The 23,613-nt window shown below is 64.9% G+C and carries 21 protein-coding genes and 1 pseudogene; 10 read left to right on the top strand and 12 right to left on the bottom strand.

Going from position 1 to position 23,613, the window contains the following annotated elements; all coding sequences use genetic code 11:
* The 8 genes from GL300_RS27535 to GL300_RS22280 form a co-directional block, all read right to left on the bottom strand.
* Positions 1-260 (bottom strand): IS3 family transposase (locus GL300_RS27535; protein ID WP_155041889.1); only part of this gene is annotated, 260 nt, incomplete at its 3' end.
* The gene (locus GL300_RS22310) at positions 257-622 is read right to left on the bottom strand and encodes a transposase (protein ID WP_155041888.1); all 366 of its coding nucleotides are present in this window, start codon (positions 620-622) and stop codon (positions 257-259) included. The genes GL300_RS27535 and GL300_RS22310, both read right to left, overlap by 4 nt.
* A 337-nt stretch (positions 623-959) precedes the next feature.
* Positions 960-1,145 (bottom strand): hypothetical protein, encoded by a 186-nt coding sequence (locus GL300_RS26475; RefSeq protein ID WP_211595344.1) that lies wholly within the window; start codon positions 1,143-1,145, stop codon positions 960-962.
* A gap of 1,168 nt (positions 1,146-2,313) precedes the next feature.
* Positions 2,314-2,778, bottom strand: coding sequence for a preQ(1) synthase (gene queF / locus GL300_RS22300; protein WP_155041887.1), 465 nt, complete (start codon positions 2,776-2,778; stop codon positions 2,314-2,316).
* Positions 2,779-2,789: 11 nt separating this feature from the next.
* Positions 2,790-3,494, bottom strand: a complete 705-nt coding sequence (queE, locus tag GL300_RS22295; RefSeq protein WP_155041886.1) for a 7-carboxy-7-deazaguanine synthase QueE — start codon at positions 3,492-3,494, stop codon at positions 2,790-2,792.
* Entirely contained in the window at positions 3,491-3,844 is a 354-nt protein-coding gene (gene queD / locus GL300_RS22290; RefSeq protein WP_155041885.1) for a 6-carboxytetrahydropterin synthase QueD, read from the bottom strand. Before queD ends, queE begins: the two co-directional genes overlap by 4 nt.
* A complete protein-coding gene (queC, locus tag GL300_RS22285) occupies positions 3,844-4,545 on the bottom strand; it encodes a 7-cyano-7-deazaguanine synthase QueC (protein ID WP_155041884.1) in 702 nt (233 codons plus the stop codon). The genes queD and queC overlap by 1 nt, the downstream gene beginning before the upstream one ends.
* Before the next feature lie 144 nt (positions 4,546-4,689).
* Positions 4,690-5,880 carry a replication initiation protein gene (locus GL300_RS22280; RefSeq protein ID WP_155041883.1) on the bottom strand — a complete coding sequence of 397 codons (1,191 nt, stop codon included), beginning with the start codon at positions 5,878-5,880 and terminating at the stop codon, positions 4,690-4,692.
* Positions 5,881-6,400: 520 nt separating this feature from the next.
* On the opposite strand from GL300_RS22280, the gene GL300_RS22275 reads away from it, so the two are divergent.
* Positions 6,401-7,810 (top strand): AAA family ATPase, encoded by a 1,410-nt coding sequence (locus GL300_RS22275; RefSeq protein WP_155041882.1) that lies wholly within the window; start codon positions 6,401-6,403, stop codon positions 7,808-7,810.
* Complete coding sequence (locus tag GL300_RS22270) at positions 7,803-8,912, top strand: ParB N-terminal domain-containing protein (protein ID WP_155041881.1); 1,110 nt, start codon at positions 7,803-7,805, stop codon at positions 8,910-8,912. The genes GL300_RS22275 and GL300_RS22270 overlap by 8 nt, the downstream gene beginning before the upstream one ends.
* 698 nt (positions 8,913-9,610) lie before the next feature.
* Here the strand turns inward: GL300_RS22270 and GL300_RS26885 are convergent.
* Positions 9,611-10,470: pseudogene (locus GL300_RS26885) on the bottom strand (transposase); the annotation flags it as partial.
* Positions 10,471-10,749: 279 nt separating this feature from the next.
* Here GL300_RS26885 and GL300_RS22260 point away from each other — a divergent pair.
* The 6 genes from GL300_RS22260 to GL300_RS22235 are packed head-to-tail and all read left to right on the top strand — an operon-like array spanning position 10,750 to position 17,288.
* Positions 10,750-12,537: an ABC transporter permease gene (locus GL300_RS22260; RefSeq protein WP_246195344.1), complete on the top strand. Its 1,788-nt coding sequence runs from the start codon at positions 10,750-10,752 to the stop codon at positions 12,535-12,537.
* Positions 12,538-12,539: 2 nt separating this feature from the next.
* Positions 12,540-13,670 carry an ABC transporter ATP-binding protein gene (locus GL300_RS22255; RefSeq protein ID WP_155041878.1) on the top strand — a complete coding sequence of 377 codons (1,131 nt, stop codon included), beginning with the start codon at positions 12,540-12,542 and terminating at the stop codon, positions 13,668-13,670.
* A 12-nt stretch (positions 13,671-13,682) separates the two neighbouring features.
* Positions 13,683-14,780 carry an ABC transporter substrate-binding protein gene (locus GL300_RS22250; protein WP_155041877.1) on the top strand — a complete coding sequence of 366 codons (1,098 nt, stop codon included), beginning with the start codon at positions 13,683-13,685 and terminating at the stop codon, positions 14,778-14,780.
* A 15-nt stretch (positions 14,781-14,795) separates the two neighbouring features.
* Positions 14,796-15,644 (top strand): inositol monophosphatase family protein, encoded by an 849-nt coding sequence (locus tag GL300_RS22245; RefSeq protein WP_155041876.1) that lies wholly within the window; start codon positions 14,796-14,798, stop codon positions 15,642-15,644.
* The gene (locus GL300_RS22240) at positions 15,634-16,269 is read left to right on the top strand and encodes a dual specificity protein phosphatase family protein (RefSeq protein ID WP_155041875.1); all 636 of its coding nucleotides are present in this window, start codon (positions 15,634-15,636) and stop codon (positions 16,267-16,269) included. The genes GL300_RS22245 and GL300_RS22240 overlap by 11 nt, the downstream gene beginning before the upstream one ends.
* The gene (locus GL300_RS22235; RefSeq protein ID WP_155041874.1) at positions 16,266-17,288 is read left to right on the top strand and encodes a LacI family DNA-binding transcriptional regulator; all 1,023 of its coding nucleotides are present in this window, start codon (positions 16,266-16,268) and stop codon (positions 17,286-17,288) included. Before GL300_RS22240 ends, GL300_RS22235 begins: the two co-directional genes overlap by 4 nt.
* 63 nt (positions 17,289-17,351) lie before the next feature.
* Here GL300_RS22235 and GL300_RS22230 read toward each other — a convergent pair whose 3' ends face one another.
* On the bottom strand, positions 17,352-17,960 hold the full coding sequence (locus tag GL300_RS22230; RefSeq protein WP_155041873.1) for an NAD(P)H-dependent oxidoreductase: 609 nt from the start codon (positions 17,958-17,960) through the stop codon (positions 17,352-17,354).
* Between the two features lie 91 nt (positions 17,961-18,051).
* Here GL300_RS22230 and GL300_RS22225 point away from each other — a divergent pair, with 91 nt between their 5' ends.
* A complete protein-coding gene (locus tag GL300_RS22225) occupies positions 18,052-18,939 on the top strand; it encodes a LysR family transcriptional regulator (protein WP_155041872.1) in 888 nt (295 codons plus the stop codon).
* Between the two features lie 39 nt (positions 18,940-18,978).
* On the opposite strand, the gene GL300_RS22220 is transcribed toward GL300_RS22225, so the two are convergent.
* On the bottom strand, positions 18,979-20,073 hold the full coding sequence (locus tag GL300_RS22220; protein ID WP_155041871.1) for an OmpP1/FadL family transporter: 1,095 nt from the start codon (positions 20,071-20,073) through the stop codon (positions 18,979-18,981).
* A gap of 487 nt (positions 20,074-20,560) precedes the next feature.
* Between GL300_RS22220 and GL300_RS22215 the strand changes: the two genes are divergently transcribed.
* Positions 20,561-21,619, top strand: a complete 1,059-nt coding sequence (locus tag GL300_RS22215; RefSeq protein WP_170297779.1) for an AraC family transcriptional regulator — start codon at positions 20,561-20,563, stop codon at positions 21,617-21,619.
* 91 nt (positions 21,620-21,710) lie between these two features.
* On the opposite strand, the gene GL300_RS22210 is transcribed toward GL300_RS22215, so the two are convergent.
* Positions 21,711-23,339 (bottom strand): AMP-binding protein, encoded by a 1,629-nt coding sequence (locus tag GL300_RS22210; protein WP_211595342.1) that lies wholly within the window; start codon positions 23,337-23,339, stop codon positions 21,711-21,713.
* Between the last annotated feature and the right edge of the window lie 274 nt (positions 23,340-23,613).

The following is a 23,613-nucleotide window of genomic DNA, read 5'->3' as shown; positions in this document are numbered from 1 at the left end:
GGCTGGTCATGGCGGCTGTCCGTCATGCGTATATAGCGCCGCCGCGGTTTGACCCCCAATCCAGCCAACCGCATGATCCGCGCCACTTTCTTGTGGTTCACGATGAGCCCCCGGCGGCGCAACTCATGCGTCACCCGCCGATAGCCGTAGCGTGGGAACTCGTCCTGGATGTCTTCGATCAAGGCGATGATTTCCGCGTCCGTCGGCCCGTTCTCAGCGGACATCGCCCGATAGTAGAAGGTGCTGCGCGGCAGGTTCATGGCTTGGCACCCCCGCCTGACGGAGCAATCTCGGGGCCGCAGATCACGAAGGATCTCTCGCTGCCGTTCGCGGTCGGCATCCGCGGTGTTTTTTTGGCAAGATCCAACTCCATCGTCAGTTGACCCACCTTCCGCCCGAGCGCGGCGATGCGGGTTTCATACTCGGCGAGAACGCTGGCCTCGGCCTCCTCATCGTTCAACTCACCCCGATCAAACTGCGTCAGCCACAATTGGATGAGGTTGGCGGAGATCTGGTGCGTGCGCTGCGCATCCCGGCGGCCGATCACCCCGGCACGGATGTCCTGGCAGAGTTGCAGCTTGAACGGGGTCGAATGCCGACGATAGGGTCCTCGTGATGTCATGAGCCTTCTCCGATCAAGGCCCGTTCAGCGTATCAATTTTCCGGCACCCGTGGTCCAGCCCGAGGGGTTCACTCCGTTACCTGTATCAGACCTGCGCGGTAAAAGGTGATTTCGCCAAGGGTCGACGTATCGTGCCGACAATGAAGCCGGTGATGCGCGGGCTCGAAACGAGCGGAAAGGTCATCCAATGCGGCAAGCATGGCGTCGAGGTCGCGGGCCTTTCCGCCGGGCCGATGCGCCCTCCGCTAAACGGCTGAACAAACGATGCGGTTTTTTACCGCGACAAGGCCATCGACCGCTCACCCGGCGGCACCGGCACCTCGGCGCGGATCGCGCATCACTTTGGCAAGAGATCGGACAGACCTGCCGCAATGAAAGCCTGATCGGCACGGTCTTTGAGGGCATCCGCGAAGAAGAGGTGATGGTCGGTCCTTATCGGGGCATTCACCCCAGCATCGCCGGCTAGGCACGGATCACCGGACACAACACCATTCTGGTCGATGATGACGATCCGCTGCGCCATGGCTTCATGATCATCTGGAGAACTGCATGTGAAGCTCACCCATAGATTGAATTATCCCGTTGTAATTGAGAAAGATTGCCGCAATCTGATTGGCCGGTAGGAAGGGCTCACGTCCTCCGATCCCTCCGGCGCATCAGGATTCGTTACAGCCCGCGTCCCACCCGTTGCAGGTCACGGGTCCCCGCTGCCGTGGATGAGCGGCCGCTAATCCAAAGTTTTTGCGACGGCCATGCCGCACCACAACCGTCCGCCTCGCCCCTTCATGGACTATCCGACTGTCTGGCTCTCGGCATCGGGTTTCAACGTCCACAGGTGTGATTTTGCGGCAATTGCGATGCTGCGTTGCAGTCTCTGCTTCGGTGTCGGTTAACTCTTTGCGAATGCTTGGTAACGACCCATTGCGCAAATGCTTCTCTCCGAAATCGGCATCACGCCGCTTCATTATCGGGTCGGATGGTGGAGCATCTCAATCTTCTTTGCGAGCGACCGGTCGGAACATCGCCCCCCGGTCTCCAACGCCCCACGAGATTACCCGCCCACCGTCCCTGCACGGATCGCTATCCTCGCCCTGCGGCGCTGACCTCTGATGCGGACGTCTGGCGGTTACATGATCTTCCCAGCGATGTTGCGTTCCATTCACTCAGATACGGTGCAAGATGATCGCTGCCCATCAAGCGACAGCCACCGCAGCTTTTGCATGGCGCGCGCCGCCGTGCGGCCGCCTCGATGAGGGTTCATCGAGCGCCAGGATCACTACATTTGGAAATGCCGCGCGCCCGGTCGAGTTGTCCGAGTTAGTGGCGCGCGGGTGTCATGACAAAATGCGCCGGGACTGTAAGCGATTGCTGAGACCTCGCCGGTTCATCGATGCCTGCACGAAAGCTCGCCGCTACCGCCGGCCCGACGCCCAACCCAACGCGCAGATAATGTCCGGTCAGATTTCCGAGGATCTGTGCGATCATCCTAGGATCGCTCTCGACCTTTCCATCCTTCAGAACCTATCCGCCAGCGTCCATCGCGCAGACGCTGGCCATACCAACCGACACGTCAAGACCACACGCAAGTCTCCAAGATCAGGTGACGTTCGGAAGTTTGCACCAATCACCCGACCCGCGCCTTCCGCAGCAGCAACCGGCCCTCCTAATATCCGATCCTTTTCATGCCCGCCTCAGCCACGCCCGCGATAGGGCGGCACGCCCTGATCGGGGATCCATACCCCTTCGGGCAGCGGGCCGGTCTGCCAGAACACGTCGATCGGAATGCCGCCGCGCGGATACCAGTAGCCGCCGATGCGCAGCCAGCGCGGAGCCAGAAACCCGGCCAGCCGCCGGGCGATGGAAATCGTGCAATCCTCGTGGAAGGCCCCGTGATTGCGGAACGCGCCTAGGAACAGCTTCAGCGACTTCGATTCCACCAGCCACTCGCCCGGCACATAGTCGATGACCAGATGCGCGAAATCCGGCTGGCCGGTCATCGGGCAAAGCGAGGTGAACTCTGGCGCGGTGAAGCGCACATTGTAATCGACATCGGCCTGCGGATTGCGCACCCGCTCCAGCACGGCCTCATCGGGGTTTTGCGGCAGAACGGTCGCGCCGCCCAGTTGCTTGAGATTGCTGTAGATCGTCTCGGTCATGTCAGTTCCTTTCATACGCCGCGGCGGTTGCCCCAGATCAGCACATGCAGCTGCGGCAGGATGCGCGGCACCAGCCAGCCCCGGCCCACGGTGGCCTCGACCAGCCACAACATGCGGTCGGCCAGCGCCTGCGGATCGACCGGCTTTTCGGGATCGGTTTCGGGATTTCCGGGCTGCAGATACAGCGGCAGATCGGGATAGCGCACCGAGGTCGCCCGCGCCCAGTCCAGATCGTTCTGGTCGAACACCACGATCTTCATGATGCGTTCGGCCTTGCCCGCTGCGGCAAGGCAGGCGTCGAAGACCGCCCAGTCCGTCTCCTGTCCGCTGGAAGGGGGCTTTGGCGACAGCACCAGCAGCGCCAGATCCGCGAACCAGTCGCGCGCGACCGAGCCCTGCGTCTCGCAGGCAAAGCGATAGCCCTGCCCCCGCCCCAGCGCGATCACCGGCCCGAAATCCTGAATCGCCGGATTCCCGCCCGAGATCGACACCACCAGCGGCTGCCCGCCCGACAGACGCGCGACCTCGGCCATGATCCCTGCGGCATCCATCACCGCCCAATCCTGCCGATAGCGGCTGTCGACCGCATGCATGCTGTCGCACCAGCTGCAGCGATAATCGCAGCCGCCCGCGCGGACAAACACCGTCGGCTGCCCGATCAACGCGCCCTCGCCCTGGATCGTCGGGCCAAAGATTTCCGCGATGCGCAGGCTCATGGCCGGTACTCGGCCCAGGTCTTCGGGGTCTCGGACACCCTGACCGCCGCCACTTCCGGCCAGCGCGCCTGCGCCCAGTCATGGAAATGCCGCGCCATGTTTTCAGCGGTGGACGGCCCCTCCAGCACATCGTTCAGATGGCGGTGGTCGAATTCCTCGTCGATATAGGCCTTCAGCTCGGCCAGCTCGTGATAGTCGCGCACGAACCCGTCCTCGTTCAGGCGCGCCGAGGCCAGTTCGACCACCACCACGTAATTATGCCCGTGCAGCCGCGCGCATTGATGCCCCTGCGGCAGATGCGCCAGTTGATGCGAGGCCGAGAAATGGAATTCCTTGCTGATGCGATACATCACGCCACCCCTCGCCCGGCCACCGCCGCACGCCAGAAATCCGCATCCTCATAGACCGTAGGGTCGTCCACCCCGGCCAGATCGAATGCCTCGCGCCGCTCGACGCAGGTGCCGCAGCGCCCGCAATGGATCTCGCCACCCTTGTAGCAGGACCATGTCTGCGCGAATGGTGTGCCGACCCGCGCGCCCTCGGCCACGATATCGGCCTTGCTGCGATGGACGAATGGCACCAGCAGCGCCACATCGGCATAGCCGTCCAGCGCCGTCCGCTGCATCGCGGCAAAGGCCTCGGTAAAGGCCGGGCGGCAATCGGGATAGATGAAGTGATCGCCGCCATGCACCGCGGTCGCCACCGCCGCATCACCCTGCGCCGCAGCCAGCCCAAAGGCCACGGTCAGCATGATCGCATTGCGGTTCGGCACCACGGTGATCCGCATGGTCTCTTCGGCATAATGGCCGTCGGGCACGTCGATATCATCGGTCAGGGCCGAGCCGCTCAGCGCCGCCCCTACCCCGCTCAGGTCGATCAGGTGAAACGGCACGCCCAGCCTGTCGGCGGCGGCGCGGGCGAAATCCAGCTCTTTGCGGTGCCGCTGGCCATAGTCGAATGAGATGATCCGGCGCAGCTTTCCCGCATCGGCAAGGACATGGGCAAGCGAAACGGAATCGAGTCCGCCTGAGCAGACAACAGCAGTATTCATAATGAGACCCTTGTTTTGATGACCGGGTAGGCTGCGACCGGTAGCGCGCCTCATATGCCGCGTTGGCGGCGGGCGCAACTGTTCTTGCAATGAAGGGGGGTGGCGATCGGGAATCTGCCCCGCATCAGCGGGGCCATTCGCGGATCACTCGACGGTGGCATCCTCCAGCCCGGCCAGCAGGCCGGGGGACATTTCCTCCCAGAACAGCGCGATGCGGGTGCTGTTCAAGGGCGACATCCAGCCATGCTTCTCGAAATCCTCGCGCAGCCGGCTGTCGAACAGCTGCCCTGCGAACAGCCGCTTGTCGGCGTCGCGCTGGGTCGGCGTGCGCGCCTTGACCGCATCCAGAATCCGCCGCAGCCGCTCGGCCCGCCCGGATGGTGCCGGGACCTCGGGTTCGGGCATGACGGTAAAGTTCCCTTCCAGCGCCGCGGTCAGATAGCCGACCATGCTTTTGACGTTCTTGCGGCTCTCGACGTAATCCAGCTTTTCCTGCACCTGCTCTTCGCCGTGGCTGGCCAGCCATTGCCGCGCCAGCCGGTCGCTGACCCCCATCTCGCGCAGGCGGGCATAGACCGCGCCATGACGCACGCCCTCGCCATCATCCATGTCGAGGATCGCCAGTTGCGGGTTTTCCTTGATGCGGAAGCGGATCTCGGTGACCACCCTGCCCTGCTTGCGGGTCTCGGGCGTGACCAGAATATTGCTGGTCTTGTTCACCTCGGCCACGGCGGGCTTGATGATCTTGGCGTTCAGATGCTTGAAGGTCTCGTAATAGGTCGAGCCCTCGACCCCCATCAGCCGCCGGAACAGGTCCAGCGGCCACCAGCCGGTCGACCCCGTCCTGACGAAGCGGTAGCAATTCTCATACAGCGCAAGCGCGTGACCCGAGGTGAAGCGCCGCTGGATGTTGAGGTTGATCAGCGCAAAGACCTTGGGGTCATGCAGCTTTTCCGCCAGGGCCGGGGAATAGGCATATTCGCAGATCCCGCCCTTCAGCTTGGCATAGCTGAGCAGGCTCGACACGCCCCATTCCTGCTGGCCCTTTTCATCCAGCATGTCCCATTCCGCGACCGTCTCGGCCAGCCCGCGCAGGGATTGCTTCAGCGTGTCCATGTCATTGCTGTTATAGCCGATCATCAGGCACAAGGTGCGCGCGTCGATCTGATGGCGCGACCGGCTGATCAGCGTGTCATAGGCATTCAGCAGCAGCACGTTCGACAGCTTGCGCTGCAACAGCGTCAGCTTGCCCGAGACATGGATTGCCGCCACATGTTTCTTGACCTCGCCCCGACGCAGCGCGCCAGAAAGCTGGTCTCGCGGAATCTCGTCCATCGCCCTGCCCCACCTTCTTTTTTTTCTGATTATGACGGAATGGGTACCTTCCGGCAACCGCTCTCCGGGTTCCCCAGCGCAAGTTTTCCGCCTCCCGTAAACGGGTTCCTTTGGCTTTTCCGGTGCAGCGAAGGTATCCATTTCCGGGATCGCAGATTCGGTTTTGGTGCCGATATTGGACAAATCCGGCACTTCCGGGGCCTATCCCGGCCATGGGAACCCCTCTTCCCGAGAATCGGCACCCTGTCTCCCGTATCCGGGCCCCTGTCATCCCGTGTCCGGGTCCCCCCCGTCCCGTATCCGGGTCCCCAAGACCGTCTAAACCCATGACGATGCTGAATATTCGCACCCCTAAAGATTCTAAACAGTTCTAAAGAACTACAAACTATCCGTCGCTGTTTTTTCCTGAAATTCAGGGGTTTTCGCTGCGAAACCTCCAAGACGCTTTCGCCACGGGCGGATGATGTGCAATAGTTTCTGCAAAACAATCAACGAAGCAGCACATCGCAAAGGCAGTGACATGTCCGCAGGCAAGGACCCCATACCCCCCTATTTCAACATCGACCCGGCCAAATCCGCCCAGCGTCTGGCCGAACCGATCGACACCTCCCGATTCGCCAAGGCCGCCGCCTTCGCCGCACGCGGGCGTCAGGATCTGGCCGAACGCGGCTATGCCCCGGACGGGCGCAAGCGGCTGCGACGCTTCTCGACATGGGAGGTCTGCCGCTATCTGATCCCGGTCGCCCCCGCCCATTTCCGTCGGGTACTGCTACGCAATCCCGATCTGCCGCAGGGCACTGGCGAGGGCAATTCCAAGTGGTTCACCCTGGACGAAGTCCTGCGCCTGCGCGACCACTTTGCGACCGAGGGTGCGGCGGGCCGTGAATACCGCCCTTGGCGCCCTGAAGGTCTGCCCGCCAAGACCATCGCCGTGGCCAATTTCAAGGGCGGCGTTGGCAAGACCTCGACCGCCGCGCATCTGGCCATGTCGGCGGCGCTGGACGGCTATAAGGTGCTGGTCATCGATCTCGACAGTCAGGGCAGCATGACCTCGATCATGGGCGGCATCGTCGCCGACGAATGGTCGACCGCCTTCCCCCTGCTCGCCAAGGATTACGCCTTGGCCCTGCAAGAGGAGAACCGCGTCCGCGAGGCCGCCGGTCACGCCCCCCTGCCCTTCGACGAGACCCTGACCGAGGCGCTGAAGCTGACGGCGCAGGATCTGATCCAGGCCACCCATTGGCCGAATATCGACCTGCTGGGCGCGCAGCTGAACCTTTACTGGGCCGAGTTTCAGGTCCCGGTCTGGCGGATGGGCCTGCGTGGCTGGCCGCTTTGGGACGCGCTCAGCAATGCGCTGAACAATGACGGGCTGGTCGACAAATACGATCTGATCATCCTCGATACGCCTCCTGCACTTGGGTACCTGACGATCAATGCGCTGGCCGCGGCCGACATCCTGCTGGTGCCGCTGGGGGCGTCGTTCCTGGAATTCGACTCGACAGGTCGCTTCTTCGACATGCTCTACTCGACCTTCGCCAGCATCGAGGAAGGTGAAAACACCGCCCGCCGCCGCGACGGCCTGCCCGAGATGCGCTTCGAATGGGACGCGGTCCGCGCCATCGTCACCCGCTTCGACGCCGCCCAGCAGACCGATCTGGCCAATGTCATCCAGGCCTATTTCGGCGACTTCATGACCACCTATCGGCAGGAGCTGACCGCCATGGTCGGGCAGGCCGGCGAACAGGTGAACGGCATCTATGAGGCCGATTACCGCGAGTTCAACCGCGAGACCTATGTCCGGGGCCGCGAGACCTTTGACCGTACCTGGGCCGAGGTGAAGGAACTGGTTCTGGGCAGCTGGTGGCGCGATCTGCAGGTCGAGGAAGCCGAAAACAACGTCGCGAAAGGGGTGAAGTCCAATGGCTAAGCGCAGAAGACTAGAGACCCCAAGTACCGCCGATCTGGACCGGATCGAACAGCAGTTTCGCAGCGAAACCGGTGACCGCCCGGTGATCGGACGCGGCATCGCCCCGATCTCGCAGGTGGCGGCGGAAAGTGCCGCCATGGTCCCGGTCGAAAGCACCGAGGTCCGCGCCGCCCGTGCCCGGTCCGAGGCCGACGCCTCGCGGCTGGCCGATGCCGAGGCGCGCGGCCTGCTGATCGTCGAGCTGCCGCTGGAACAGGTCGATGAGACCGCGATGATCCGCGACCGCATGGTCATGAACGAAGACGAGCTGATGGAGCTGCGGCTGTCCATCGCCGCCAACGGCCAGCGGCTGCCGATCGAAGTCTTCGAGATGGAGCAGGCCGACGGGCAGGGGCCGCGCTACGGCCTGCTGTCGGGCTATCGTCGTCTGCATGCGGTTCGGGCGCTGCATGAGCTGACCCAGTCCGAGAAGCACGGTCGCATCCGCGCCCTGGTCCGTCCCCGGACCGAGGCCGACGAGGCCTTTGTCGCCATGGTCGAAGAGAATGAGGTCCGCGAGGAGCTGAGCCATTTCGAGCGTGGCCGCATCGCAGTGATCGCCGCCAATCAGGGTGCCTTCGCCAATACCGAGGATGCGGTGAACAAGCTGTTCGCCACTGGGTCCAAGGCGAAGCGGTCCAAGGTGCGGTCCTTTGCGCTGATCTTTGAAGAGTTGGGGGACATGCTGCATTTCCCCGAGGCGCTGACCGAGCGGCGCGGCTTGCGGCTGTCGGCGGCGCTGCGCGGAGGGGCGGAATCGCGGCTGCGGCAGGCCCTGTCCAGCCATCATCCGGCGGACGCCGAAGCCGAATGGGCGCTGGTCGAACCGGTGCTGGAAGCCAGCGAGCTGACGCCTCGGCCATCGCCGCGCGGGGGGCGGCCTCGGACGGCTCCGGTGCGGCAGGGTTGGATTGACGACCTGACCATCCGAACCTCAAGCGGGATCGTCATTCGGCGAGGCCGGGACGAAAAGGGCCACACGCTGCGCCTTGAGGGCAGGGCGCTGGATGACGACCTGATGGACAGCCTTATGGCCGAAATCCGCTCTCTACTGGAGCGCTAGGTTTCGCCGCGAAACCGTCCCGGCCAAAGGGTCGGGGCGGGCGGCCTCGCTGATATTGAGCACGCTGGTCGTGTGGCTGGGCGTTGTTGCGTGACCGGCCACGCAGCGGGCGTTGCGTCGATTGCTTGGAAAGATGTGACGTTTGACGGGCCGAGCGGGTCTTTCGCTTTTCCACGTCCGCTGGTAAGGGGCGGGCGAAAGAAGTGCCCTGCTGAAGGGGCGGCTTTAGTTATCCGCAAATTGGCATATTTATGCGGATATAAATTTAACTCGAGCCATGTTGGTAGGGGGCGTGCCGCCCTGAACGACACGAGCTGCCGGCTGATCCTGAGTAGTGGGGTTTGTGTGCCCTGGTTAGGTGTCGGGTTGAGGTTGGGTCTGGCGTGGGTGCGGGATTGGATAGGTTCGGCGGCCACGGGTGAACAGGGTGGCGCTCTACGGCTGCCCGAAAGGGGTTTGACGAGCACCCGAGCGGGACAGATGGATCTGCGCAACACGTATAACCGCCATCCAGCCTCTGTAGTGGTCATTGCCATGCTGCGGGCCCGGATGGTGTTCGTAGGTCGGGTTCAGATCAAAGCCACGCGCTCGACGGCACTCTGTTGCACACTGATTGCCCGATCCCGTCTTACGACCGTTGCGCCAAACGTCTCCTTGCGCTCATTCGTAGTGACGTCCTCGCGATCGCCGGTGATTTGAGCCGCTACGACCGGAGCTTTTAAATCGCCGCCGCGCGCGACCAGAGCCCAGACGATCCACGCCATTGGCGGTGGACTCGGACCCGTGGCGCTGCGCGTCAGCATGGCACCCAACGATGCCCGGTCGGGCGCTGGCATGGACTTGTCGTGTGATGATGACGCTGTTGGTCCCGATGAGCAGCAAGCCGGATCGGGAAACTATCCGGGGGACTGTTTTCCCGGCGAACAAGTCCCGAGCCTTTCTAGGCGTCTCGGGAAGGGGAGCAAGGCGGCCAATGCGGTGGCGATCAGGGGGTCGATCGCGAGCACGGTCATCAGGTGCCGGGCAACATCGCTCTCTTTCGCCCGGTGGGCGTTCCCCGCATTGATATGGGTAAGTGTCGCGACCAGATCCTTGATAGTTCCGGTCACATTGGGGGGCGGGCTGCTGTGGCGATCGCAACCAGCCGTGGGGTGTCGGCGGCACCTTGGGGAACGATCTGCCCAAACGCGATCAGCTGGCCGTGCAGGGCGTTCATCGCTGGCGTCCTCTGCCGGACGAGACCTTCCCGGATGCGGAAAACCGTCGCTGCGCCTTGTGTCATCTCGATACTCACGGGAACGAAGCGCATCGTTTGGGGCGCGCCACCTCGCAGATCGCCGCTGCGTTGGCAGCATCAGCTTTTTGAAGAATGACAAAGGGCTTTACAGAGGCGGGTGGGATGAGCCGCAGTTCGTGTGCCAAATTGCCGATCTCGCGACCCCAGAAATGTGCGCCGCCGCAGGCCACCATCGCCACAACACAAGGCCGCGGTTGGCAGAAGAAGGGCAGAACCTAGCCGGGCCTCAGTTTCTTGCGCCTGGTACGCACTCTTCGCCAGATCGAGCCCGACCGTGAATCTCTGACATGACCGCCTCGCAAAGTGCGATTGTTGCGATCTTACCCGGGCACACCAATGCCATAGGGGCGGCTATAGCATTCTGCGCGGGCAGAGAGGGCAGCAGCTATACGGGAACATGCCCCCGTATCCCGGCCATGAGAATGTCATGCACATAGGTGCAAACATTCATTCGACTGTCACAGCACCCGGTTAGCCAAGCGGCAATGAAAACTGGGGTGGGTTATGACATCGCCGCGCAGGCCGGGCCGGGCATTTGCTTTGCCTTATCGGGCAAGATACAGATTTATCGTTTATTCTCAGGACGCAAGCACCGTCCTGTCGCTGCTGCTTCTGGCGCTGTTTCTGGGGCTGATCGTGGCGCCTCTGGCCTCGATTTTGGGCGATATGATCACGGTCCAGATCGGGGATGAGGCCCGCACCCAGTTGCAGTCCGATGCGCTGACCGGGCATTATCTGGAGCGGGTCTTTGCCTCGCGCGTGTCGCATATCCTGTTCTGGCGGCCGCTGGGCAATACGCTGCTGATCTCGGTCGCGGCGACGGTGATTGCGATCACGCTGGGGACGGCCCTGGGCTGGCTGGTGGCGCGCAGCGATCTGCCGGGGCGGCGCTGGTTCGCCACGGCGCTGATCGTGCCCTATATGCTGCCGGCCTCGACCTATGCGCTGGCGTGGATGACACTGTTTAAGAACCGGACCGTCGGCGGCCAGCCCGGTTGGGTCGAGGCGATGGGCCTGACGCCGCCCGACTGGCTGGCTTACGGCGGGCTGCCGACGCTGGTGATCCTGTCGCTGCATTACACCCCCTTTGCCATCCTGCTGGTCGGCAATGCCCTGCGCCGGATCGACTCGCAGATGGAGGAGGCGGCGCGGATGCTGGGTGCCTCGCGCATGCGGATCATGCGTCAGATCGTGCTGCCCCTGTCGCGACCGGCGCTGTTCTCGGCCTGTCTGCTGATCTTTGCCGATGGGGTGGGGGAGTTCTCGGTCCCCTATATCCTTGGCCTGCCGGTGCAGTTCGAGACGCTGTCCACCTCGCTTTACCGGGCGATCGGGACGCAGCAGGACGGGGTGGCGGCGGTGGTCGCGGGCGTGATCATGCTGATCGGGGTGGTGACGCTGGGCCTTGATGCCTGGATGATGCGCGAGACGCGGCGCTTTGCCACCATCGGCGGCAAGGGCATGACCGAGCGCAGCCATCCGCTGGGACGCTGGAAATGGCCGGCCTTTGCGCTGGCGGGGCTGACATTCCTGCTGGGCGTGGTGCTGCCTTTGGGGGCGCTGGCGCTGTCGACGGTGATGAAGCTGCCGGGGCGGTTCACGCCCGAGAATTTCACCTTCGATTACTGGATCGGGACCGGGCTGCATACGGTGGCGCTGCGGTCGGGCATCCTGCTGTCGCCGGAATTCTGGAACGCGCTTGGCAATTCGGTGCGGATCGTGGGGGCGGCCTCGCTGGTGGCCGGTCTGCTGGGGATGCTGGTCGGCTACGCGGTGGTGCGCAGCCCGCTGCCGCTGCTGGGTGCGGCTTTGCGCCAGATCACCTTTCTGCCCTATCTGGTGCCCGGCATCGCCTTTGCCGCCGCCTTCATGGCGCTGTTCGCGGTGCCGCGCGGGCCGCTGCCTGCGCTATACGGCACGCCGATGATCCTGTTTCTGGCGCTGATCGCGGATCAGATGCCCTTCGCCTCGCGCACGGGGATTGCGGCGATGACCCAGCTGGGCCGCGAGGCCGAGGAGGCCGGGCGCATGTCCGGGGCAGGGTGGTTCCAGCGCATGCGCCATATCGTGCTGCCGATCCAACGCGGGCCGATGATCGCGGCGGTGCTGATGCCCTTCATATCCGGGATCAAGAACGTGTCGCTGTTCGTGATCCTTGCGGTGCCCGCGACCGACGTGCTGACGACATGGGCGCTGCGGCTGGTCGATTACAATTACCAGCAGGCCGCCAATGCCGTCGTCCTGATGATCGCGCTGCTGTCATGGGCGGGCACCTCGCTGATCAACCGCATCACCAAGACGGGCATTGCCCAGGGGCTGGAGAGCTGACCATGCCGGGGATTCACCTGAGCCAATTGACCAAGCGCTATGCCCGGGGCGAGGCCGTCGTGCGCGGCGTCAGCCTGACCGTCGAGGATGGCGATTTCATGTGCCTGCTGGGCCCCTCGGGCTGCGGCAAGACCACCATCCTGCGGATGATCGCCGGGCTGGAGCAGGTCTCGGGCGGCGAGATCGCGATTGGCGGGCGCTATGTCGACAGCGCCGCGCGGGGGCTGTTCGTCCCGGCCGAGAAGCGCGGGCTGGGGCTGGTGTTCCAGTCCTACGCGCTGTGGCCGCATATGACGGTGGCGCGCAACATCGACTTCGGGTTGCGGCTGGCCAAGCTGCCCACGGCCGAACGCGAGGCGCGGCTGGTCCGTGTCATGGAGCGGCTGCGCATTGCCGGGCTGGCCGAGCGCTATCCCGGCCAGCTTTCGGGCGGGCAGCAGCAGCGCGTGGCCTTGGCGCGGGCGCTGGCGGTCAATCCGGGCGTGCTGCTGCTGGATGAGCCGCTGTCCAATCTGGACGCCACCCTGCGACTGCAGATGCGCGAGGAACTGAGCCGCCTGCATCGCGAATTCGGCACCACCATCGTCTTTGTCACCCATGACCAGTGGGAGGCGATGACCTTGGCCACCCGCATCGCGGTGATGAATGGCGGCGAGGTCCAGCAGGTGGGCAGCCCCGATCAGATCTATGGCCAGCCCGCCAACCGCTTTGTCGCGGGCTTCATCGGCAGCCCGCCGATCAACATGATCGCGACCGGCACGGCTCTGGCCGATGCGCTGGCGGGCTTGCTGGGGACGGCGCTGCCGCGTGCCGCGGCGATCGGCCTGCGTCCCGAAGGGATCATGCCCATGGCCGAGCCGGGACCGGGTCGCATCGCGCTGGATCTGCGCGCGGTGCTGCCGACGGGTGGCGGCTGGATCATGGAGCTGCTGCATGCCTCGGTCGAAGGCCCGACGCTGCTGCATGCGATGACGCATCAGCCGCCGCCCTGGCGGGCCGGGCAGCGCCTGCATGCCGAGCTGCGCCCCGAGGCGCTGCATCTGTTCGACGCCACCGGCCAGCGCATCCCGGCCGATGGGCAAACCCCGCGCGCCGACAGGCCGCTGGCCTTCACCTCGCTCTTTCGCAACTGACAGGATCACGCGATGAAAACTGTTTCCGTCATGGCCGCGCTGCTTTTCGGCACCGCGCTGCCCCTTGCTGCCGAGGACTTCAACGAGGCCGCGCTGCTGGCCGCCGCGAAATCCGAACCGCCGCTGGTGATCTATGATTCCACCGGCAAGATCACCGAACAGGCCGATGCCTTTGCCGCGAAATACGGGCTGAAGGCCACGGGCACGAAATCCAAGGTCACCCAGACCATCAAGATCGTCACCGCCGAGCAGCAGGCCGGGAATGTGCAGGCCAGCGTGATCGCGGTCTCGGACGCGCCGGCGGCGCAGGCGCAACTGATCGCGCCGGGATTTGTCGAAAACTACCTGCCCTCGGATCTGGCAGGCAAAGTGCCTGCCGCGATGCAGGAGCCGCTGGTGATGAATGTCTCGGCCGATGTCTGGACCTACAACACCGCGCTGAACGACCGCTGCCCGATCGGCAATGTCTGGCAACTGACCCTGCCGGAATGGAAGGGCCGCGTCGCCATGCAGGATCCGATGGGCAAGCCCAGCTATACCGACTGGTTCAACCAGCTTGAAGAACATCACGACGCGGCGATGGCCGCCGCCTATCAGGCGCAGTTCGGCAAGCCGTTGGACCCCGCGCGCGGCACGGCGACGGCGCAATGGGTGGCGGCGCTGGCGCTGAACCAGCCGCTGCTGACCGACAGCGACAGCGATGCCGCGCAGGCGGTGGGCGCGCCGGACATGCAGGACAATTTCGTCGGGTTGGTTTCCACCGGGAAATATCGCGACAACGACAACGGCATGAAGCTGGGCCTTTGCGCGGACGTGCAGCCGTTTTCCGGCTTCATGGGGGCAAAGACCGTGTTCATCACCCGCAATGCGCCCAGCCCGAACGCGGCCAAGCTGTTCATCCATTACGTGATGACCGAGGAAGGCGCCGCCCCCCAGACCATCGACGGCAAGCAATCTGGCAATATGTCGATCCCGATGCCCGCCGATGAGCCCTCGGGCGTCGCGGCCCATTTCGACCAGATGACCCCCTATGACGCGGGCACGGCGGAAAGCGATTGGAACCGGCGGCAGGATTGGCAGGATGTCTGGGCGATCAACCGCGCCAGCTAAGCCACAGGACAGATGATGGAAATGAATTTGACGGATGGAAGCCTGCCCCGGATGCCGACGGGGCAGGAGATCGCGCAGCGCTTCGACGGGCTGGCCCTGATCGCGCGGCGCGCGGGCGACGCGGCCCGCGCGGCATTCGAAAGCCGCCCCAAGGGGCAGTTCACCCTGAAGGGACCGCAGGATTATCTGACCGAGTCCGATGCCGCGGTCGAGGCGTTGATCCGCGCCGAGATCGCAGCGCGTTGGCCCGAGGATGCGATCCTTGGCGAGGAAGGCGGCGGCACGCCCGGCCCGCTGACATGGGTTATCGACCCGATCGACGGCACCGCGAATTTCGCACGTGGGGTGGGGCATTTCTGCGTCTCGATCGCCTTTGCCATCGACGGCCGGGCCGAACTGGGCGCGATCGTGCAGCCCTTGACCGGCGAGGTCTGGCTGGCCCGGCGCGGGCATGGCGCGACGCTGAACGGCGCGCCCTTGGCCGTCCGCGTCGAGGCCCGTCCCGATCAGGCCATCATCGAGATGGGCTGGTCGCGGCGGCTGCCGATCCCCGGCTATCTGGCGGCCCTGAACCATGCGCTGGGGCAGGGGGCCAGCGTGCGCCGGGTGGGCTCGGGCGCGCTGTCGCTGGCCCATGTCGCCGATGGCCGCTCGGACGGCTATCTTGAGCCATTGATGCATTGCTGGGACTGTCTGGCCGGGCTGCTGCTGGTCGAGGAGGCGGGCGGACTGGTCGGGGACTGGCCGGGACATCTGGCCGATCTGGCCGCGCCCGGCCCGGTTCTGGCCGCCGCCAATCCCGACATTTTCCAGATGCTGAGCGCGGCCCGTGCCGCCGGACAGGATGCAAGCCATGAGCGATGACATTGCCCTTGCCGGGATCGAGGACAAATCCCTGCGCGAGCCGATCACCCTGATCGAGCGCAACCTGATCGGCACCGGGGTCGATCTGTATATCGGCGACAAGCGCGCGGCATCGGATCCCGCGATGCTGGCCCGGCACAATATCCAGATGGTGCTGAATTGCGCGGTCAATCTGGACATCAACTGCGTGACCGAGGTGAGCCCGGACAGTGCCGCGCTTGGCTGGGGCACGGGTTTCGTGCGCTATTACAAGCTGGGCATTGTCGATGGGCCGGGCAATCCGGTGCCGATGATGCTGGCGGGCTATTACCAGATGTGCGGGCTGCTGGCGCAAAAGATGCCCGACAAGCCCTCTTATCCCCGGCGGGCGCATGGCAATCTGCTGGTGAATTGCCGGGCGGGGCGGTCACGCTCGGTCACCTTGGCGGCGCTGTTCCTGCATCTGCAGATGCCGCAGCGCTTTCCGGCGCTGGAGGATGCGATCGGTCATATCTGCCGTTTGCGCGGCATTCCCGATGCGCTGCGTTTCAAGACGCCGAAACCGGTGCTGATCGAGGCGGCGGAATGGGCGGCAAGCATGGCGCGGATGATCCAGCCGCATCTGCCCGAGGCCCCCGCCGCATGAGCGGCACCCGCCTGCAAAGCCACCCGGCCTCGGCCGCCGAGGTGGCGCGTCTGGCCGGGGTGTCGCGCTCGGCCGTGTCGCGGACCTTTATCGAAGGGGCCAGCGTCTCGGCCGAGACGCGGGCGCGGGTGCTGGCCGCGGCCGAGGCGCTGAACTACCATGTCAACCATCTGGCACGGGGGATTTCCAAGCAGGACAGCCGCCCGGTCTGCCTGATCGGGGCGACGCTGGATGCGCCGTTTCATGCCCGGATGCTGGACCGGCTGACCCAGGCGCTGCAGCGCGCCAGGCGGATGGTGATGGTGATCAATACCGGCGGCGCGGACGGGCCGGGGGCGGGGGTGCATCAGGCGCTGGAACATGCGCTGAGCTACCGGGCAGTGGCGACGGTGGTGCTGTCGGGCACGCCCCCCGCCGATCTGGTCGCGGCCTGCGTCGCGGCGGGGCAAAGGATGATCCTGCTGAACCGCGCCGATCCGCTGCCGGGCATCTGCCATATCCGGGTCGACGATGCCCCGGCCATGCGCGATGCGGTCTCGATGCTGCTGCGGGCGGGGGTGCGGCGCTGCGCGCTGGTGACCTCGGCCAGCGGCACGCCGGCCTTGGCGCAGCGCGCGGCGCATTTCCGGCGCGAGGCCGAGGCGGCGGGCCTGTCGCTGCGGGTCTGGCAGGGCGGGCCGACCGCTTACGCGACCGGGCAGCGGGCGGCGCGCGAATTGCTGGCCGGCGCGGACCGGCCCGAAGGCATCTTCTGCGTGACCGACCTGCTGGCCTTTGGCGTCATCGACGCCGCCCGACACGAGTTCCGCATGGAGATCCCGCGCGATCTGAGCGTGATCGGCTTTGACGATGTGGCGCAGGCGTCATGGGGGGCCTATGACCTGACCACCTTTGCCCATCCCTTCGACGCCATCGCCGAAGAAATCCTTCTGCGTATAGGCTCTACGGAATTGCCCGAGGCCCCGATCCTGCTGCCGCCGACCCTGTGCTGGCGCGGGACGGTGCGGCCCGAAGGGTGATCCCCGGACCGCCGTGATCAGGTCGGGTTCCTTGCGGCCCGTTAGAATTGCAAAGCCAGATCGTCATCCTGCGTGGCAAAAAGTGACGTGCTGATCAGGATGATGGCTATCGCTATGCGATTTGCATGGCGTGTCCCAGCGGGTCAGCCTGTCCGCATATGCGGCGGCGGCGGCATTTATCTCATCGGGTGTCAGCTTGTCGGCGCGATAAAGGACGAAGGGCTCGGCCCAGGGCAGGGCGCAGCGATGCGCTGTGGCGCGCAGCGGGGCCAGCAGATCGGTCATGGCAAACAGGTTGCGCCCATCGGGGCGATAGGCCTCGGGCGTGTTTCCGGCGGTGGCGGCGATCATCAGCGGCGTGCCCTCAAGCCGCCGACCCTCGGTTTCGTAGTTCAGGTAGAACATCCGGGTCAGCACGGCATCCTGCCACGCCTTCAGCAAAGGCGGGGTGGAATACCATTGCACCGGGAATTGCAGCACCAGCCGGTCGGCGCCCAGCAGCCGCGCCGTCTCTGGTCCGCCCTCTCGGGCAAGGTCGAGCCCATCCGGGCAGGCGGCGGCCATATCGACCACCGTGGTGTCGGGCAGGGATGCTGCGGCTTCGGCCATGGCGGCATTGGCCTTGGACCGGCGCAGGTCGGGGTGAAACAGCAGGACAAGGGTTCGGGGCATCATCTTCTCCATCAGCTTGGGATGGGGGGAAGGATGCGAGGGGACAGAAAATTACTCCAATCGATTAACAATCTGATCTATTATCCATCATATGAATTTGCGTGGCCTTGACCTGAACCTGCTGGTGATCCTCGACGCGCTGCTGGACGAGGCCCATGTCAGCCGTGGCGCCGACCGGCTGGGCCTGTCGCAGCCTGCGGCGTCGGCTGCCCTGCAACGCTGCCGCCAGCTGTTCCGCGATCCGCTGCTGGAGCGCGGGCGCGGCACGATGCGGCTGACGGCCAAGGCCGAGACGCTGCGCGGGCCGCTGAAATCGCTGCTGGCGGGGGTCACCGATCTGGTCGACCCGCCCGATCTGCCGCTGGCCCAGATCCGCCAGACCCTGCGCATCGCCATGGCCGATTATCCGGCGCTGTTCGTGGCCGCACCGCTGGTGGCGGGTTTGCGCGACAGCGCGCCGGGCATCGATCTGGTGATCCAGCCCTGGCACGGGGCCGAGGCCGCGCGGGCCGCGCTGATCGACGGCGGCAGCGATCTCGCCATCTCGGTCTTTCCGGAAGAGGGCGACGACATCCGGCGCGAGGAACTGCTGGTCGAGGAGTACCGCATCGCGCTGCGCCCCGATCATCCGGCGACCGTGGGCTTCGATCTGGACCGCTGGTTGGCCTATCCGCATGTGCTTGTCTCGGGCCGGGGCGAGACGCGCAGCCCGCTGGACGGTGAGCTGGCGCGGCTGGGTCGCAGCCGTCGCGTCGGACTGGTGCTGCCCAGCTTCGGGATGGTGGCCGATGTGCTGCGGGGGTCCGACATGATCGCGATGCTGCCGTCGCGGGTCATACGGGCTGTCGGCGATCTGGTCGAGTTGCCGCCACCGATCCCGGTCGCCGGTTTCCCATTGCATCTGGCATGGCATCGGCGGCGCGACAAGGATGCCGGCTTGCAGCATGTGGCCGGGCTGCTGGCCGGGTTGCTGCGTTAAGGCAGGCCCGGCCCCGGTGAGGGGGCCGGGCGGTGGCAATCAGAATTTGTAGCCGATGTTCACGTTCAGCCCCAGCGCCGTGTTGCCGTCGAAATTGGCGTAGACGCCGCCCTCGCGGGCATCGGCATCATGCAGCCAGAACTGCGCGGCAGCACCGGTCACGGAAACGCCGTTCTCGAAAGTATAGGTCGCCCCCAGCGCCAGCGAGGTCGAGCCGTCGAAGGGCGTCAGTGAGCCTTTGGGCGTATGTTCGGCGGGGACATGGCTAAGTTCGGCGGCGACGGCCAGCTGCTTGCTCAGCTTGTGGCCAAGCCCGACCTTGAAGCGCCAGGTGTCGGAATCGTCGTTGACCAGCGCCCCCCCGCCGGTGATCTCCTCCAGCATCGGAGGCGCGACCCGCCAGCTTTTCCAGTCGCCCCAGCGAATGCCGCCAAACAGCAGCGTCGTCGGGCTGAGACCCATCTGCATGTCCAGATTGACCGTCCGCGGCATGGTGATGTCGGTCGTCGTGGCGCGTGAGCCCATGCCCGGCGCGGATTCGCGGCCCTCAAGACTGTAATCCAGTTTGGAACTGTAGGTCAGCGCGACGCGGATCGCCTTTTCGGGGATCTCATAAGCGCCGCCCAGGACATAGCCGATGCCCCAGTCGTCCTCGGCCGTCCAATGATAGCCCATATTGCCGAAGGCCCGACCGTCCAGCGTGATATCCACGTCGAAGCGGCTGAGCCGGATGCCGCCATGCACGCTCCAGTTCTTGTCGATCTTGTAGCGCAGCAGGCCGGTCACCTCGGAAGTGTCGACATTTGCTCTGGTTCCGGCAAAGGCAAAGGCACCGTCGGGATAGAAGGTATCGGCGCCCCAGGGCTGGTCAAAGATCACCGCCGCCGACCACTGATCGTCGAGGTCGATCTTGAACCCGGCATTGGCAAAGCCGAGGTTGTTCATCGCCTTGCCGGTGCGGTTGCCGAACTGGTCCTTGCCTGCGATTGACGGGCCCCAGTTGGTATAGCCCAGCTCAACGTAGTTGCCGTCGCGAAACAGCAGGGTGACGGGCTGGCCGGCCAGGTCGATGCCATCGGCCAAGGCAGGGCCGGCCCCGATCAGGCAGGCGGCGCCAATAAGGAAATGCTTCATGTGGTCTTTCACGCGATGAGGGCAGGCGGGCAGGCATCAGGGCCCGGCAGGGCTGTGCCGGGGCGGATGCAGGGCGGTTCCGTGCCGATGGTTCAGGGGGTCTTGCGCTGGGGGCCCGGTGTCAGCGGGTGGCGGCGCAGGCGCACTGGGCTTAGGCACGGAAGGGCGGGGCGTTCCGCGTCTTGCCGGGCCGTGGATGGTTCAGTGCGGACAGGTGGTCCTGCCCATTGATGGCGGCCTTGAACGGCATGGTATCCTCCCTTGTTTTTCCTTGATGCCCGCCTCCCCGCGGACAGTTCATCATCCGGGGGATGAGGCCTGCGCGTTTTGCTTTGACCGACTGGAATTTGACTTGGGACGACAGCGATATGCGGATGGGCCCAGTGGCGTCAGGCCTGTGACGTCAAGTTACTTTGCGGTCAAAAGGCTGTTTCTGAACCCCAAACCCAAATATCTGATTCCGGGCGTCAGTTCTTTGGGAGGAGAGATGGGCCGCTATTTCATTCGGGCAAGCAGCCTGATCGGGCTGCGTGAGCTGGCCGAACGGCAGGGCGCGGATCTGGCCGCAGCTATGCAGTCGGTGGGGCTGCGGATGGACCTGTTGCGCAAGCCTGACGAACGCATTTCCTTTGAAACCGTCTGCGCGCTGTTCGAGCATTGCGCTCAGGTCTGGAACCTGCCGGATTTCGGGCTGCGGCTGGCCAACTATCATCACCTGAACATTCTGGGGGTCGTTGGCCTTGCCACCAAGATGGAGGGAACGCTGCGCGGTGCGGTCAACACGATCATCGCCAATCTGGTGATCCACAGCGACGCGAAGATCGCAGCCTTGGACGAAAGGGACGGTGTCGCCACCGTCACGCTGGAGACCCATCCGACTACCGCCTATACCCGGCAATACATGCTGGCGTCTCTGGGCACGGCGCGCAGCGTGATCGAGCAGGCCGGGAATGCCGGTCTGAAGCTGATCGAGGTCAGCCTTCGGCACGAGGCGGGCGGGGTGCAGGCCGCGGCAGAGGCCTTTTTCGGTTGCCCGGTGCGTTTCAATGCTGAGCGCAATGCGTTGTATTTCGATGCGGCGGTTCTGGATCGGCCAACCCAGCGCAGCGATACCGCGTACCACGCCATTATAGACCGCTACCTGACCACGCTTCATCACGAACTGGGAGGCGGCGTTGCCGAGACCGTGCGAAAGGAAATTGCCCGGCAGATGGAGTTCGGCAGATGCACGCTGGAGAGCGTGGCGCAGCGGCTGCGGATCGAGCCGCGCAGCCTGCAGCGGCAGTTGAAGCAGGACGGCAGCGGGTTTCGCGACCTGATGGACGACTGGCGGCGCGAACGCGCGCTGTCGCTGGTCACCCGGACGCGGCTGCCGTTGATGGAGGTGACGCTTGCGCTGGGTTATTCGGACCAAAGCATCTTCAGTCGGGCGTTTCAGCGCTGGTATGGCCAATCGCCCTTGGCCTATCGGCTGAAGGACGCGGCGATGGTGGCTGCGCTGCGTCATGGCAGGGCGCGGCCGGAAATGGCGCACGGTCTGCGCTGAGGCAGGCGGCGGTTTCGCTGGGAAAGGCGTGCCGGGCGGGCGCCATCGAGGCGCCGCCCGGCAGACGCGGGTGCCCCCGCGTCGGGGCAGCTTAGGCGCGGTCGCGCAATTCGCGGCGCAGGATCTTGCCGACGTTCGATTTGGGCAGCGCGTCGAGGAAGACGATCTGGCGCGGGACCTTGTAGCTGGTCATCTCCTTGCGGCAATGCGCGATCACCTGCTCCTCGGTCAGTTCCGCGCCAGCCAGCTTCACCGCGTAGATGCGCAGGGCCTCGCCGGTTTTCGGGTCGGGGACGCCGATGCAGGCGCATTCGGCGATGCCCGGACAGGCGGTCACCACGGCCTCGATTTCATTCGGGTAGACGTTGAAGCCCGAGACCAGCACCATGTCCTTCTTGCGGTCGATGATCTTGAGGAACCCGGCCTCGGTGAAATAGCCGATATCGCCGGTGCGGAAGAAGCCGTCGGGCGTGAACGAGGCGGCGCTGTCGGCATCGCGGTTCCAGTAGCCCTTGGTCACTTGCGGGCCGCGGCAGCAGATCTCTCCGGCGGAACCGGGGGCGGCGGGTTGACCGGCATCGTCCAGCAGCATCACCTCGCTTGAGGGCACGGGCAGGCCGCAGCTGCCGGTGAAATCGGTGACGCTCATCGGGTTGATGCAGAGCAGCGGCGAGGTTTCCGAGAGGCCATAGGCCTCTTTGATGTGATGGCCGGTCAGCGCCTTCCATTGCTCGGAGGTTGCCGGGATCACCGCCGCGCCGCCGCCGATCGCCACCTTGTAGCCCGAAAGGTCGATCTCATTGAAGCGGGGATGGGCCATCAGCGCCTGAAACAGCGTGTTGACCCCCGGAATGACCGAGAATTTCGCATGCCGGATCGCGTCGATGAAGCGGTCGCCGTCGCGGGGATTGGGGATCAGCACCGCCTTGGCCCCGATGGCCGTAAAGGTCAAAAGCTGCATCAGCCCGAAGATGTGGTAAAGCGGCAGCGCCAGCACCAGCACCTCGCGGCCCGGATCGCAGGCTTCGGGCAGGATCGCGCGGAACTGCCGGGTATTGGCGACAAGGTTGCCATGGGTCAGGATCGCGCCCTTGGACAGGCCGGTCGTGCCGCCAGTATATTGCAGGAACAGGTTGTCGCCCGAGGCGAGCGCCACCGGATCAAGGCGCAGCGCTGCGCCTTGGGCCAGCGCATCGGCAAAGCGGATGGCGGTGATGCGCGGATCGATGGGCGGCGAGGGCAGGTCCAGCCCGGCCCCGTCGCCCGGATTGACGGTGACGATGTTGCGGATCTGGGTCTGGTCGAGGATCTCGGCCAAAGTCGGGGTCGCGCCGCCATAGATGACGATGGTCTGGACCCCGGCATCGTTCAGCTGATGCAGCAATTCGCGCGGGGTATATAGCGGGTTGACGTTCACCTGCACCGCACCGGCGCGGATGATCCCGTACATGGCGATCGGGAAGGCAAAGATATTGGGGCACATCAGCGCGATACGCTCGCCCGGCTGGACGCCCAGCTTGTGCTGCAGCCATGCGGCAAAGGCGCGGCCCTGACCGTCGACTTCCGCATAGGTCATGGTCTGGCCGAAACATTCCAGCGCGGGCAGGTCGCCATAGGTCTGTGCGGCCTGATCAAGCAGCGCCACGACCGAAGCCTGGCTGTCGGTCACGATCTCATGCGGGATGGCGTCGCCATAGGCCCGGATCCAAGGTTTGCTCAATATATCCTCCCCATCCCTGTACGGGACATTCCTGATCAGGGCGGATGCCATCGGGCGGCCTGTCCGTTGTCGCGCGGATGTCCCGTGCGGCCTGCCTCCTGCTTGCCGGGACTGGCCCGCTGCCCGTTTGGCGCCCTGAACACATATGCATGGCACAAATCCCGAAGCACAAATGACATATTGCGATGAATTTTTGACTTTTCGCGACAGTTGTGGTGCGGGGGCCGGGACAGCGCGAAGGCGCGTCCTGCCATGACCTATGCGCAAGGCCGCC

Source organism: Paracoccus litorisediminis, assembly GCF_009711205.1.
GTDB lineage: Bacteria > Pseudomonadota > Alphaproteobacteria > Rhodobacterales > Rhodobacteraceae > Paracoccus > Paracoccus litorisediminis.
The sequence above is the reverse complement of the archived record's forward strand: the minus strand, read 5'-3'. Positions and strand labels throughout refer to the sequence as shown.

What these genes read in the sequence shown, in the direction of transcription:
- GL300_RS22310 (WP_155041888.1), bottom strand. Translation starts at nt 622, where the DNA reads ATGACATCACGAGGACCCTATCGTCGGCATTCGACCCCGTTCAAGCTG.
- GL300_RS26475 (WP_211595344.1), bottom strand. Translation starts at nt 1,145, where the DNA reads ATGGCGCAGCGGATCGTCATCATCGACCAGAATGGTGTTGTGTCCGGT.
- queF (WP_155041887.1), bottom strand. Translation starts at nt 2,778, where the DNA reads ATGACCGAGACGATCTACAGCAATCTCAAGCAACTGGGCGGCGCGACC.
- queE (WP_155041886.1), bottom strand. Translation starts at nt 3,494, where the DNA reads ATGAGCCTGCGCATCGCGGAAATCTTTGGCCCGACGATCCAGGGCGAG.
- queD (WP_155041885.1), bottom strand. Translation starts at nt 3,844, where the DNA reads ATGTATCGCATCAGCAAGGAATTCCATTTCTCGGCCTCGCATCAACTG.
- queC (WP_155041884.1), bottom strand. Translation starts at nt 4,545, where the DNA reads ATGAATACTGCTGTTGTCTGCTCAGGCGGACTCGATTCCGTTTCGCTT.
- GL300_RS22280 (WP_155041883.1), bottom strand. Translation starts at nt 5,880, where the DNA reads ATGGACGAGATTCCGCGAGACCAGCTTTCTGGCGCGCTGCGTCGGGGC.
- GL300_RS22275 (WP_155041882.1), top strand. Translation starts at nt 6,401, where the DNA reads ATGTCCGCAGGCAAGGACCCCATACCCCCCTATTTCAACATCGACCCG.
- GL300_RS22270 (WP_155041881.1), top strand. Translation starts at nt 7,803, where the DNA reads ATGGCTAAGCGCAGAAGACTAGAGACCCCAAGTACCGCCGATCTGGAC.
- GL300_RS22255 (WP_155041878.1), top strand. Translation starts at nt 12,540, where the DNA reads ATGCCGGGGATTCACCTGAGCCAATTGACCAAGCGCTATGCCCGGGGC.
- GL300_RS22250 (WP_155041877.1), top strand. Translation starts at nt 13,683, where the DNA reads ATGAAAACTGTTTCCGTCATGGCCGCGCTGCTTTTCGGCACCGCGCTG.
- GL300_RS22245 (WP_155041876.1), top strand. Translation starts at nt 14,796, where the DNA reads ATGGAAATGAATTTGACGGATGGAAGCCTGCCCCGGATGCCGACGGGG.
- GL300_RS22240 (WP_155041875.1), top strand. Translation starts at nt 15,634, where the DNA reads ATGAGCGATGACATTGCCCTTGCCGGGATCGAGGACAAATCCCTGCGC.
- GL300_RS22235 (WP_155041874.1), top strand. Translation starts at nt 16,266, where the DNA reads ATGAGCGGCACCCGCCTGCAAAGCCACCCGGCCTCGGCCGCCGAGGTG.
- GL300_RS22230 (WP_155041873.1), bottom strand. Translation starts at nt 17,960, where the DNA reads ATGCCCCGAACCCTTGTCCTGCTGTTTCACCCCGACCTGCGCCGGTCC.
- GL300_RS22225 (WP_155041872.1), top strand. Translation starts at nt 18,052, where the DNA reads ATGAATTTGCGTGGCCTTGACCTGAACCTGCTGGTGATCCTCGACGCG.
- GL300_RS22220 (WP_155041871.1), bottom strand. Translation starts at nt 20,073, where the DNA reads ATGAAGCATTTCCTTATTGGCGCCGCCTGCCTGATCGGGGCCGGCCCT.
- GL300_RS22215 (WP_170297779.1), top strand. Translation starts at nt 20,561, where the DNA reads ATGGGCCGCTATTTCATTCGGGCAAGCAGCCTGATCGGGCTGCGTGAG.